The following is a 203-nucleotide window of genomic DNA, read 5'->3' on the forward strand; positions in this document are numbered from 1 at the left end:
TTGGGATTGGGCTTGAATCTACATCGCAGCCATTGCCTGCATCGTATTGAGATACTGCTGTTGATTGCAGCTCTCGCCAATTACCTGCTCTTTTTAACGGGGCTTCAGGCTCGAAAAAGTAACTTGGAGCGGCGATATCAAAGCAACAGCCTCAGAGAACGACGAGTGCTTTCATTGTGGCGCCTTGGCCTGGAATACTGGCG

The 203-nt window shown here is 50.2% G+C and carries 1 pseudogene; it reads left to right on the forward strand.

Annotated elements, in window-relative coordinates:
* Positions 1 to 203 (forward strand): annotated as a pseudogene (locus M9827_RS17675) (IS4 family transposase); the annotation flags it as partial.

Origin of the sequence: Pseudomonas sp. AKS31, from assembly GCF_023634765.1 — a bacterium.
Taxonomy (GTDB): domain Bacteria; phylum Pseudomonadota; class Gammaproteobacteria; order Pseudomonadales; family Pseudomonadaceae; genus Aquipseudomonas.